Here is a 13,476-nt window from a genome sequence, read left to right on the forward strand (position 1 = left end):
TAGGTTAAAAATAGAGCCGACATTAATTTGTCGGCTTTTTCACAACTTATTCAAGTTCTGCTAACTTTTCTAGCTCCTTATTTAATTTGTCTATTTCGTCTTTTAAAACTTGATTTGAGCATTTTCATCCGAGTATTTTTCTTGGTAAATTGTTTATTTCTCAGACTGTTTTTTCTATTGCCTTATCACTAACTTTAGTAAAGTCAGTACCTTTTCTATACCTTCTGCGAAATAAACCGTTCGAGTTTTCGTTGCTACCACGTTGAAAAGAACAATATGGTTCTGCTTTGTAAATATTGAATTGAAATTTCTTAGCTATGAATTGTAGTTTATTAAATTCAAAACCATTATCAGAAGTAATAGATAAAACCGGTATATGCAAATTTCACAAATCTGTAATTATTTTATTCAGAACCTTATTGATTTCTAAAGGGTTTTTAGAACGAACTCTTTTTGCTATAAAAAACCTTGATTTACGTTCATTGAAAGTTAATATATTGTCAGTGTTTGAACTTTTCAAACCGATAACTAAATCTATTTCTCAATGTCCAAATTCTACTCTACTTTCAATGTGTTTTGGACGTAAACCAATAGGAAAAACGTATTTATTTCGTGTTAGTCTTTTAATGCCAACACTTCTTTTTGGAGTTAATGATTTATGTCTAATTTTTTGTAACTTTTCTTTATTTCAGTGTCTATCATTAACTCATTTATAAACAGTTTTAGTGCTAGGAATAGATATATTTGTGTAATTGTGTTTGATGAATTCAATAGTAGGTTCAATTTTCATATATTGCTTTTTATAAAGTAAATTAAACAATTTTATGAATGTTTGATATTTAGGATCAGTAAACGGAAAAGACTTTTTTCAAGAATATCTTTTATATGCTTTTACATTAGCTTTTTGCGGTTCATATTCTCCGTTAATTTGATTTCTTTTAATCTCTCTAAAAATTGTCGATGGTGAACGTTGTAAAATTTTCGCAATGTTTCTAATGCTTTTATGTTCGATATTGTATAAAGTATCAATTATTTCTCTTTCCTTACGTTTTAAAGTTTTAAATTTTGGTTGCATAATTTATAATATTTAAGCATCCACTATTGTTTAAGCTGTGAAGTGGATGTTTTCTTATTCAAATTTTGCAGAATAAAAGCAACACCCTAATATTATTTTACTAATAAAAGGGTGTTGCACTGTAAAGTACAATTAGGGGTCACACAATTTAGTGTGACTTTTTCAATGCAAGAAAAAAATTAAAAAATATGATACACACGGAGAAGTTGTTGTATAATAAACAAGCTATTTCAAATATAGCTCTCATAACACATTTTTATAATTAAAAATAATAATTACATGAAAGGAAGAGGAAATCAATGCCTACAACAAACCAATTAGTTACAAATGGTCGTAGCTCAAAGATTAAAAAACAAAACGCTCCTGCGTTAAACGTTAGCTACAACTCATTAGTTAAAAAAGCTAAAAAAATGGCTTCTCCATTTAAACGTGGTGTATGTACTCGTGTTGCTACAATGACACCTAAAAAACCTAACTCAGCTTTACGTAAATATGCTCGTGTTAAGTTATCAAACGGAATGGAAGTTACAGCATATATCCCAGGAGAAGGACACAACCTTCAAGAACACTCAGTTGTTTTAATTCGTGGAGGACGTGTTAAAGACTTACCAGGGGTTAGATACCACATCGTTCGTGGAACACAAGATGCAGCTGGTGTTGCAAAACGTAACCAAGGACGTAGTTTATACGGAACAAAAAAAGCTAAATAATAAAGCTTTTTAAAAACAAAATTAATTAAATTCAATTTTAAATAATAGGAGGAAAATATGTCAAGAAAAAAACAAGCGCCTATCCGTGAAGTACTTGCAGATCCTGTTTTTAACTCAGTAATCGTTACAAAGTTAATTAACCAAATTATGCTTGACGGAAAAAAATCAATCGCTCAAGATATTTTATATTCAGCTTTTGAAATCATTAAAGAGAAAACAAACAGAGAACCAATGGAAGTTTTCTTAGAAGCTGTGGAAAACATTACACCACAATTAGAAATCCGTACAAGAAGAATTGGTGGAACAAACTATCAAGTTCCTACAGAAGTTCCTGCACGTAGAAAACAAACATTAGCACTTAGATGATTAGTGCAATACGCTCGTTTAAGAAACGAAAAAACAATGGACGTTCGTTTAGCTAACGAAATCATTGACGCATCAAACAAAACAGGTGGAGCTATCAAAAAACGTGAAGATACACACAAAATGGCTGAAGCTAACCGTGCATTCGCACACTTCAGATGATAATTTGTATTTTTAGGATAAATAATTTATGGCAAGAGAATACGAATTAAAAGATTACCGTAACATCGGTATTATGGCCCACATTGATGCGGGAAAAACAACAACAACAGAAAGAATTTTATTCCACACAGGTAAAATTCACAAAATCGGTGAAACACACGATGGTGCTTCACAAATGGACTGAATGGCACAAGAACAAGAACGTGGTATCACAATTACTTCTGCTGCTACAACAGCTTTCTGAAAAGGAAAAAGAATTAACATCATCGATACTCCAGGACACGTTGACTTCACAGTTGAGGTAGAACGTTCATTACGTGTACTTGATGGTGCTGTTGCGGTTCTTGATGCTCAATCAGGAGTTGAACCTCAAACAGAAACAGTTTGAAGACAAGCTACAAACTACAAAGTTCCACGTATCGTTTACGTTAACAAAATGGATAAAGCAGGAGCTGACTTTGCTGCTTCTGTTGCATCTGTTAAACAACGTTTAGGTGGAAACGCTGTTGCTATTCAATGACCAATTGGAGCTGAATCAGACTTCAAAGGAATCATTGACTTAGTTACAAGACAAGCAGTTACATACAACGGTGAAGCTATGGAAGAAGAATTTCCTACAGAAATTCCAGCTGACTTAGTAGAAACAGTTGAAATTAAACGTCAAGAATTATTAGAAGCTGTTGCAAACTTCGATGAAGAATTAATGATGGTTGTTTTAGAAGGTGGAGATATCGATGAAGAAACATTTAAAGCAGCAATTAGAAAAGCTACTTTAACATCAGAATTTTTCCCAGTAGTTTGTGGTACATCATTCAAAAACAAAGGTGTTAAGAAAATGATCGACGCTGTTGTTGATTACTTACCATCACCAGTTGATGTTCCAGCTATTAAAGCATACGACGGAGAAAACGAAGTTTCAGTTGAAGCTACAGATGATGGTGCATTCGCTGCATTAGCATTCAAAGTTATGACTGACCCATTCGTTGGATCACTTACATTCTTCCGTGTGTACCGTGGAGTATTAGAAAAAGGTTCATACGTAATTAACTCAACAAAAGATCAAAAAGAACGTATTGGACGTATCTTACAAATGCACGCAAACAGCCGTGTAGAAATCGACGAATGTCGTGCTGGAGATATCGCTGCTGCTGTTGGACTTAAATTCACAACAACAGGTGATACATTAGTTGCTGAAAAAACAGCTCCAATCGTATTAGAAAAAATGGTATTCCCAGAACCAGTTATTTCTCAAGCACTTGAACCAGAATCAAAAGCTGCTACAGAAAAATTATCATTAGGACTTCAAAAATTAGCTGCTGAAGACCCTACATTTAGAACATACACAGACGAAGAAACAGGACAAACAATCATCGCTGGTATGGGTGAATTATACCTTGATATCATCGTTGACCGTCTTAAACGTGAATTCGGTGTGCAAGCTAAAGTTGGTGCACCTCAAGTTTCATACCGTGAAACAATTACAAAAACAGCAGATGTTGAAGGAAAACACATCAAACAATCTGGTGGTAAAGGACAATACGGACACGTATGAATTAAATTCGAACCAAACCCAGATGGTGGATTTGAATTCGTTGATAAAATCGTTGGTGGTAAAATTCCTAAAGAATACATTAAATCAATCCAAAAAGGACTTGAAGAAAAAATGGCTGCTGGTATTTTAGCAGGTTACCCAATGATTGATATGAGAGCTACATTATTTGATGGATCATACCACGATGTCGACTCTTCAGAAATGGCTTACAAAATTGCTGCTTCTAAAGCACTTACAAAAGCTAAAGACCTTATTGGAACAGTATTATTAGAACCAATTATGGATGTTTCAGTAGTTGTTCCTTCAGATCACATGGGGGATGTAATCGGTGACTTATCACGTCGTAGAGGACTTGTAAACGATCAAGAACAAAGAAACGATGGTGCTGTTATCGTTAGAGCTCACGTTCCACTTGCTGAAATGTTCGGTTACTCAACAGAACTTAGATCTATGACAAGTGGTCGTGGAACATACCAAATGCAATTTGATCACTACGAAAAATGTCCAAAAAACATTTCTGATGAAATCATCAAACGTAGAAACATTCAAGCAAAAGAAGAAGAATAATAATTTTCTAAAAAACACTAGTACAACTAGTGTTTTTTCGTATTTTTATAACTAAAATTTATATAATTTACAAATAAAGGAGAGAAATGCAAAAAGATTTATTAAAAAATGATTTTTATGAATATGTAAACAAAAAATGAATCTCAAAAAGTAAAATTCCTGCTTTTTTAGGTTCACTTAGCTCATATTCAGAATTATATTTACACATCGAAAAAGAATTAAGAAAATTAGTTGCAGACTGAGCAAGTGGAAAACAAGAAATTCCAGCTGATCCACAAATTTATCAAATGGTGCAACTATATAAAATGTTTAAAAATACAAAAATGCAAGAAAAACAAGGTTGAAAACCAGTTTTAAATCAATTAGAATTAATTGAAGAGTTAACATCATTTAAAGAACTAGATTCAAGATACTTAGAATTTAATGAATTTGCATCATTTTTACCTTATAGTTTTGAAGTTGGTGAGGATTTCATTAATAACAAAGTATACACACTTTGATTTAATGGTTTAGGTTCATTATTGCCTTCTAAAGAATATTATTCAAATGCTAAAGGGAAAAAGATTTTAGCAGTATTAAAAAAAGTCGCTCTCAAATATTATGTTGATTTAGGAAAAACTAAGGCAGAAGCAAAAAGGATGATTGATTCTGCTGTAGAATACGATAACTATTTATCACAATTCTTATTATCTAGTGTTGAAAAAAATCAAATTGAAAAGCTTTATAACCCATATTCAGCTAAAGACTTACAATCATTTAGCCACAGATTTGGATTCGTTAAACATGCAGAAGCATTAGTAAAACAAGAAATTGAACAAATTATCGTTCCAAATAAGAAATTCCTTGAAAATATTGAAGAAATATTATCAGAAGAACATTTTAAAGGGTTTAAAAACTTAATGTACTTACACGAAGTTTTAAGTGCAGGTTCATATTTATCACCTTCAACTCGTAAAGAATATTTTGAATTAAATAAAGTACTTTCAGGTGCAACAAAACAATCACCAATTAGTAGATGAGCTTATAATCAAACATTAGGTTACTTTTCTGAACCATTTAGTTTATATTACGGAAAATCACATTTTAGCGATGAAGCTAGAAAAGACGTACTTAGAATGATTCAAAAAATCATTAACATCTATAAAGAACGTTTAACTGTAAATGAGTGGTTATCTAAAGACACAATTAAAAAAGCAATTATTAAATTAGAAAAAATCGTTCCTATGGTTGGATATCCAGACTATATTTATCCATACTATGCCAAATTTATTGTTACACCTTATAAAGATGGTGGTTCATTAACTTCTAATATGAATCATTTTGATAAAATTTCCGAAGAATTCAGTTTTTCTTTATACAAAAAAGAAGTTGATCCAAATATTTGAGGAATGTCTTCATACGAAGTTAATGCTTACTTTAACCCATTAGCTAATAGAATTGTTTTCCCAGCAGGGTACTTACAAGCTCCATTTTACTCATTAGATCAAAATTCAAGTGCAAATTATGGTGGATTAGGAATGACAATTGCTCATGAAATTTCACACGCATTTGATAATAATGGTGCACAATTTGATGAATTTGGAAGCTTTAACAACTGATGAACAGAAGATGATTACAAAGCATTTAAAGAAAAAACACAATTAATGATTGACTGATTTGATGGGTTTGAAACACAATTTGGAAAAATTAATGGTTCATTAACTGTGTCAGAAAATATTGCTGATCAAGGAGGAATTTTAGTTGCTCTGGAAGCTGCTAAAACAGAACCGGATTACAATCCTGAAGCATTCTTTGAAAATTATGCATATTGTGAAAGAGAAAAATCACGTGAAGAAGTTGCATTACGTAGATTGCTTACAGATCCACACTCACCAGCGAAAGAACGTGTTAACTTACAATTAAAAATTTGTAAAGAGTTCCAAGAACACTACAAATTAGAACCAAAAGATAAAATGTTTGCAGAAGCAGAAAAAATCTTTAAAATTTGATAATCAAAGCAATAATAAAAAAATGGATATTCCTATTTTTAAGGAGCATCCATTTTTTATATAATGTTAAATCATTTAATAACTTCAGGAAAATCTGCTGGAAAGTGATTGATGTAATATGAAAATATTGATAAACCAATAATAACAATAACTACCACTAATCCAGTAAAGAAATCAGTTCATCCAGGTTTTAATAAACGATATTTAGTTCTTTTTTGATATGGATCATATCCACGAGTTTCCATTGAGTTAGATAAATCTTCTGCTTTAGCAAAGCTTGATACGAATAAAGGAATGATTAAAGTGGTTAAAGCCACAATTTTATCCTTAAAGCTTCCGTGTTTAAATGAAACACCACGAGATGTTTGAGCTTTCATAATTCTGTTTGCTTCATCTAATAATGTCGGAATAAATCTAAGTGCGATAGAAATAATCATCGCAACAATATGAACAGGAAGTTTAAGTAATTTAAATGGTCATAAGATGTCTTCAATAGATTTAGTTAATAAGATTGGTCTAGTACTATTTGTTAGAACAGACATTGCGAGAATCATTATATAAATTCTTACGAATAAAGACACAGTACGGTTCAATGCAGCTAATGATAAACCGTAGTAATTAGTTCATTCATAAATATCTTTACCATTTTCTTGGACTTGTTGAAAAGCATTTTTAATATCTAAAGCATTGTAAATTTGTAAAATTTTATCCTGTTCTTTTACAAAATTATCTAATGCATCAGGATTAAGTGGCACATCATAAATATATTTATCACTTTTAGCAAATAACACAACAAATTGTTTAGGTAAGTAATCTAGCTTAATAACACTTTGTAAGTCTAAAGTATAAATATTTACTATAAAAAGTACAATCGCAATAAATAATGGAATTTTCATCATTCTAAATGTACTTCTAGGACGATTTGTGACATGCATATGTGCAATCATTAAAGGAATTAATAGAACAATTAAACCAAAGAAATTGGGTACGAAGAAAACTAAAATAATGTAAGCAATTGTGATTAATAATTTTAATCTGGGATCTAAATTGTATAAAAAACCTTTTCCAGGAATATAACGACCAAAAATACTATTCATTAGATTCCTTTCTTGTGTTTAAAAATTCTGCTAATTCTTCAAGTGAGTGTACCTCAGGTACATCAATTCCAATTTCACGTAATTCATCAACAAAGTCTAATAATTGTGGTGGTTGTAAATTATTATCTCTAAGTAGCTTAACGTTATTTAAAACAGCATAAGGTGTATCATCAGCAATTAATTGCCCTTCTTTTAATAGAAGTACTCTATTTGCTCTTTCTAAGATGTTATCTAAATCATGCGATACATTAATGATTGTTTTACCTTGTTTATTTAAATCGCTTAAAATATCAAGTATTTCAACCACACCCTTTGGGTCTAATCCAGCAGTAGGCTCATCAACTACTAAGTAATCTGGTTCCATAGCTAAAATACCTGCTAGAGCAACCCTTCTTTTTTGTCCACCAGAAAGCTCGAAAGGACTTCGTTCAAGATATTCTTCAGGCATTCCTACTTGTAATAAACATTCCCTAGCTTTTTCGTAAGCTTGTTCTTTGTTCATACCAAATGCGATAGGTCCAAAAGCAATATCTTCTTGAATTGTCCCTTTAAATAATTGATATTCAGCAAATTGGAATGCAACACCTACTTTGCTGCGAATTCTTTTAAACTTCTTTTTACTAATAAAACTTTTTCAAGCAGTTTTCCCAGTTGTAAAGTTAGCTTCACCTTCTTGATAACTTTTTAATTGATAAATTTTATGGATAATAGGTGAGTTTTTAAGGTAATCTTGTGAGAACTTTTCTTTTAAAAGAAGTCAATCGCTTTTAGTTAGTTTTTGATTATGTTCTTTTTTATAATTGCTTTTATATATTTTTAAAGCCTTGTTTAATGCTTTATCTAATTGTTTACCCAACTTTTTTAAAGCTTTACGTTTAGTATTTTCAATTTTGCTTAAAGCACGTTTATTGTCAAGAGCTTTTTCATCAACAAAAGTTCAATCAATATAACCAGATGTAGGTTCTAAAAGATTATTTAGATGTTCAATTAAAGTTGTTTTTCCGCTTCCTGTTGAACCGATTACTCCAATGTACTCTCCTTGATTGATTTCTAAAGATACATTATTTAAAGCTTGGAATTCTCAAGGAGTATTTTTGTTAAATATATGTGAGATATTATTTATTTTAATTTGCATATTTCTTTAACCAACTCCTCTCGATTGTATGTAGGGTCAATACCATCAATTAATGAACTAAGTTTATAAATAAAAGGTGAGTCAATTTTAGCAATATCAATAATTTCTTTGTTATTTAAAATTTCTTTTGGTGAACCTTGAGCAATTAATTTACCTTGAGCAAAGACTAAACATCGATCAGCAAGAATAGCTTCATCCATATTGTGAGTAATTGAGATTAATGTTTTATCTTTATTTGCCTTAATTTCGCGAATGATTTTTAATACTTCATCTTTTCCCTTTGGGTCAAGCATAGAAGTTACTTCGTCAAAAATAATTACATCAGGATCTAAAGCTAAAACACTTGCAATCGCGACACGTTGTTTTTGACCACCTGATAAGGTTTGTGGTTCACGATCAAGATATTTTTGCATATCAACACGGTTAGCAAAAACCTTTACTCTTTCTTGCATTTCATCGTGTGACATTAATTTGTTTTCTAAACCAAAAGCAATGTCGTCTTCAACGCTAGAACCAATAAATTGGTTATCTGGATTTTGGAAGACAATACCAATTTTGTTTCTGATGTATTGCAAAGTTTTTTTGCTATATAAAACTCCATTGATTGAGATGTTACCTTCTTGTGGCTTAAGCAGTGCTACAAGTATTTTTGATAATGTACTTTTACCACTACCGTTGTGACCTAAAATAGCAACATATTCACCTTTATTTATTTCGAATGAAACGTTATTTAAAACGTTTTTAGTACTCTTTAAATCGTACTTAAATGAGATGTTATTGACTTTAATCATATTTAAATTTTATTAAATTCTTTATTTTAGAAAAATTTTATTTTTGTTATGTTTTTAATAAAAAATCATCACATTTTACCTCTAGACAATAATGGTTATATGTGATAGAGAATGTGATGATTATTCAAAATAGTTTTAAGAGAAATAGATATCGGTATTATTAAGTCTGATTAATTCTTTACGTGCATATACAAGTCATAAACTTGACATGAAGTTAAATGAAAAAGTATAAATTCCACCAATAATAAAGATAATATAAATTAAATACGTTGGTTTATAAAGTGATGCGTCAACAATATCTGTAAAAGGGTTATACAATATCAAAATTACAATAAATAATAGATTTAATAAGTCTTTACAAATTGATTCGATATTTTCTTGTAAACCTAAAGTTTTTAAATATTGATTGTAAGACTTATTGTCTAAATCAGGGAATTTAATTTTCATATTCATTCAGAAAGTATAAACATCTCTTTTAAAAGGGTTTCTAATAAATTTTGCGTCTTTGTATTTAAATATTTTTTGCATAAATGATTTTCAATATTTATAATCAATTATTACAGATACGCCTATTAAAAATAATGAGTAAAGACAAGAAATGATTATACTGATAATATCTCAAGCACTATATTTTACTGGTCTAGGAGTTCAGTTTTGCATATTTGAGAATATTGCAATAGCTCTTGGATTAGTTTTTATAATGTATGAAGTTGCAATAATGGTACCAATTAAAAACAAAATAGCTAATATATTAATTCACACAAAAATAGCTCTATATCAAGATTTCATTGGGATATTTTCAATTGCTTGAAAATTTAAATTATTATATTTTTTAAGTAATTCGTATTTATCAGTTTCAGCAGATGCAGTATCTCAAAATGTACTATATTGTCTAATTCTTATGTAAATATTATTATAAACATAGACAAAAATGCATATTCCTGTTCCGATAATCATTAATGGAACTCAATCTTTTTGTTGTATTTCTAGAATGCTTGTTAATGAACGTAATCCAGGAATAATAAAGAATCAAATTAACACATAAATGAAAAATGTATACATTATTCTTTTGAATGTGAAAGTTTTAAAAAGTTGATTTTCAGTTTTAAAAGCAAACTCTAAATTTGAGTTAAAATATATAGCTTTATTTAAAATTTTGTATAGATAAAATACTTTATAAGCCTTATATTTTAGTCTAAAAAGATTTTTGTTAATTAAATATAAACCTATTCGATAATATAATCAAAATAAGATAGTAATCAAAAGTGCAAGAGAATAAATGATTAAAATTACTAAACTATAATTTGAATTCTGAATGAAATAATCTTTATAAATAAATTTATAGATTGAAATAATGAAAACAGGAAATAACCCTGTAATAAATATTATTAAGTTAGATAGTAAATTATTTATAAACGACAGTTTATTAATTGATTTTTGTAATGCTATAGTCATAATTGTATTTAATATTAGATAAGACATCCTTGTAAAGTAAATTAAGAATTATTTATACCTAATATTTTCTCCAATCTTATATAAAGTATGTTAAAGCTATGTGTAAGTAATTTATTTTTTTTAATTTATAAAATATATTAGCGATATTAATCAAATAACTACCACACTTTAATTATATTCTTTTAGAGTTCACTATGTCATATTTATATGATTAGGTTTTTTATTTTCATAAATGAGAAAATTTTATGAAAAAAGATTAATGAGATGCTTATTTTGTCTAATTCAACATTAAATAAAATATAATATAAAACAATAAAGAATAATAGAGGTAAGTCAATGAGTTACAAGGCATTATATAGAAAATATAGACCAACTACTTTTGAACAAGTAGTTGGACAAGATCACATTATTACCACTTTAAATAATGTTGTTAATTCTCGAAAAATATCTCACGCTTATTTATTTAGTGGACCAAAAGGAACTGGTAAAACTTCTGTTGCTAAAATTTTTGCAAATGTATTAAACTGTATGCATAATGAGAATTTAGCAAAAGCATGCCCTAAATGTTTAGAAAAAATTAATTCATCTGTAGATGTGATTGAATTAGATGCAGCTTCAAATAATGGTGTTGATGAAATTCGTGATTTAAAAGAAAAAATTGAGCAAACACCACTAGAGTCTAGATATAAAGTTTATATTATTGACGAGGTTCATATGTTAACTAAAAATGCATTTAATGCATTATTAAAAACATTGGAAGAACCACCAAAACACGCTATTTTCATTTTAGCTACTACTGATGCACATAAAATTCCAGTTACTATTTTATCTAGAGTTCAAAGATTCAATTTTAGAAGAATGACTGAAAAAGAAATTGTGCAGCATTTAGCGTGAATTTTAAAACAAGAAAAAGTTACCTATGAAGTAGAAGCGTTAAAATCAATTGCTCGTTTATCATCTGGTGGTATGCGTGATGCTTTATCAATTGTTGAACAAGCAAGTGTATTTCAAAATGGAAACATTACAAATGAAGCGATTTTAAAGAATTTTGGAATTGTAAGTTATGATGAAATTATTGAATTAGTTAATAAATTAATCCAAAAAGATGCTGGTTTTGTAATTCAAGAAATTACCAAACTTAAAGAAGAGGGTATCGATCCAAATCAGTTAATTATTAATTTAGTAACTGTAATTAAAGAATGAATTTTAGTATATCAATCAAACGATTCTAAATTAGCAGATTCGCTGACAGTTAGTCAATTAAAAGCATTAAAAATAGGTTCGCTTAAACAAGCATTAAAGTGCAGTGATGCATTTTATGATATATTAACTACCATTCAAAAAACAGAAATGCCTTTTAGTTTAATAGAGTTAGGTTTAATGAAGCTAATGAGTAATCTTGATGATAAAAATGTTAATTCTAAACCTGAATACAAAATTCAAGAAATTAATAAGCCAATTAGTCCAGTCTTAAAAGAACCAGCACAGCAAAAAGTTGAAATTGTTAAAGAAGTGGAAAAACCTAAACCACAATATCAATCTGAAGTACCACAAGAAAAGCAAACTCAACCGACAATGCGTGAACTTAATTTTAAATTATCACCTAAAGAAGTTGTTGAAAAAGAACAAACTGAGACTATTGAGATTACTAAACCAGAACCTAAACCTGTGATTAAAGAGAAATTTACAACACAAAGCAGCACAATAGAAATTCCTTTACAAACTAAGAAAACTCCAGATGTAAATGAATTAAAAACAATCACAACAACAATAGATACGACAAAAGAAATTAATCCAATTGAACGTAAAATAAGTTTAGATCGTGTACATCATAAAATGACTTCTGATGACTATTTAAACTTAAGCGATACAAATCCAATTTTTAATGATGAAAAAACTGTCTCTCATTCTGATTTTGACCAAAAAATGGAAAATACTAATGAATTTATTCTATTTGATAATGAGCAAGAAGGTGATAGAACAGACATTGATGCTGATTTATCAAACGATAGTGTTGAGTACGAAACCGATAATTTAATCAATACTAAAGAAATTGATTTAGGATTTGTCTCAGCTATTGAAAACGAAAAAGATACTGAGTACCTTGCGAAGTTATTTGCTAAATTATTCTTTGATGCACAAGCTTGATCAAGAAACAAGCTTTGATTATATGAATTAAAAACAGTATTGCGTAATTTACAAATTTCTCCTAACCCAGAATATAAAACTGTTTTAAAATTATTAAACGGTTGTGAAATTTTAGGTGTTAATATTAACTATATTTTAATAGTTGCTGACGAAGAAAAAGTTGGACAACTTAACAAAAATAAAACAAATATAGCGCTTCAAAAATTCTTTAAAGAAGTATTCGGAAATTATTTAAATGTATTTCCAATTACAAGAGAAGAAAAAGAAATTATTGCAAACTATATAATTAAGTGAAAATCAAATGGTCCACAAATTATTGAAAACTTTAGAGGCCCAGAAAAATTAGAGCTAAAAAATAGTGATTTAGATCCAAAAATTCAACAAGCTTATGAGATTTTTGGTAAAGATATAACAATTAAGAAAAAGGGGTAAG

Annotated in this window: 10 protein-coding genes; 5 read left to right on the forward strand and 5 right to left on the reverse strand. The window is 29.2% G+C overall.

The window, feature by feature from the left end; translation table 4 throughout:
* Positions 1–46: 46 nt before the first annotated feature.
* On the reverse strand, positions 47–1,075 hold the full coding sequence (locus ACPYPZ_RS00115; RefSeq protein ID WP_426461305.1) for an IS30 family transposase: 1,029 nt from the start codon (positions 1,073–1,075) through the stop codon (positions 47–49).
* Positions 1,076–1,374: 299 nt separating this feature from the next.
* Here ACPYPZ_RS00115 and rpsL point away from each other — a divergent pair, with 299 nt between their 5' ends.
* The 4 genes from rpsL to ACPYPZ_RS00135 all read left to right on the forward strand — a co-directional run bounded on the left by rpsL (position 1,375) and on the right by ACPYPZ_RS00135 (position 6,420).
* Complete coding sequence (gene rpsL, locus ACPYPZ_RS00120) at positions 1,375–1,785, forward strand: 30S ribosomal protein S12 (protein WP_426461306.1); 411 nt, start codon at positions 1,375–1,377, stop codon at positions 1,783–1,785.
* 57 nt (positions 1,786–1,842) lie between these two features.
* A complete protein-coding gene (gene rpsG, locus ACPYPZ_RS00125; RefSeq protein ID WP_426461307.1) occupies positions 1,843–2,313 on the forward strand; it encodes a 30S ribosomal protein S7 in 471 nt (156 codons plus the stop codon).
* 25 nt (positions 2,314–2,338) lie between these two features.
* The gene (gene fusA, locus ACPYPZ_RS00130) at positions 2,339–4,429 is read left to right on the forward strand and encodes an elongation factor G (RefSeq protein ID WP_426461308.1); all 2,091 of its coding nucleotides are present in this window, start codon (positions 2,339–2,341) and stop codon (positions 4,427–4,429) included.
* Positions 4,430–4,515: 86 nt separating this feature from the next.
* Positions 4,516–6,420, forward strand: coding sequence for a M13 family metallopeptidase (locus tag ACPYPZ_RS00135; RefSeq protein WP_426461309.1), 1,905 nt, complete (start codon positions 4,516–4,518; stop codon positions 6,418–6,420).
* Between the two features lie 53 nt (positions 6,421–6,473).
* On the opposite strand, the gene ACPYPZ_RS00140 is transcribed toward ACPYPZ_RS00135, so the two are convergent.
* The 4 genes from ACPYPZ_RS00140 to ACPYPZ_RS00155 form a co-directional block, all read right to left on the reverse strand.
* Positions 6,474–7,514, reverse strand: coding sequence for an energy-coupling factor transporter transmembrane component T family protein (locus ACPYPZ_RS00140; protein WP_426461310.1), 1,041 nt, complete (start codon positions 7,512–7,514; stop codon positions 6,474–6,476).
* Complete coding sequence (locus ACPYPZ_RS00145; RefSeq protein ID WP_426461311.1) at positions 7,507–8,649, reverse strand: ATP-binding cassette domain-containing protein; 1,143 nt, start codon at positions 8,647–8,649, stop codon at positions 7,507–7,509. The genes ACPYPZ_RS00140 and ACPYPZ_RS00145 overlap by 8 nt, the downstream gene beginning before the upstream one ends.
* Positions 8,634–9,440, reverse strand: a complete 807-nt coding sequence (locus ACPYPZ_RS00150) for an energy-coupling factor transporter ATPase (protein WP_426461312.1) — start codon at positions 9,438–9,440, stop codon at positions 8,634–8,636. The genes ACPYPZ_RS00145 and ACPYPZ_RS00150 overlap by 16 nt, the downstream gene beginning before the upstream one ends.
* Positions 9,441–9,575: 135 nt before the next feature.
* Positions 9,576–10,895, reverse strand: coding sequence for a hypothetical protein (locus ACPYPZ_RS00155; RefSeq protein WP_426461313.1), 1,320 nt, complete (start codon positions 10,893–10,895; stop codon positions 9,576–9,578).
* A gap of 336 nt (positions 10,896–11,231) precedes the next feature.
* Between ACPYPZ_RS00155 and dnaX the strand changes: the two genes are divergently transcribed.
* Positions 11,232–13,475: a DNA polymerase III subunit gamma/tau gene (gene dnaX, locus ACPYPZ_RS00160; RefSeq protein ID WP_426461314.1), complete on the forward strand. Its 2,244-nt coding sequence runs from the start codon at positions 11,232–11,234 to the stop codon at positions 13,473–13,475.
* The last annotated feature ends 1 nt before the right edge of the window (position 13,476 follow it).

This window comes from Mycoplasma hafezii (assembly GCF_049942695.1).
Lineage (GTDB): Bacteria > Bacillota_I > Bacilli_A > Mycoplasmatales > Metamycoplasmataceae > Mycoplasmopsis > Mycoplasmopsis hafezii.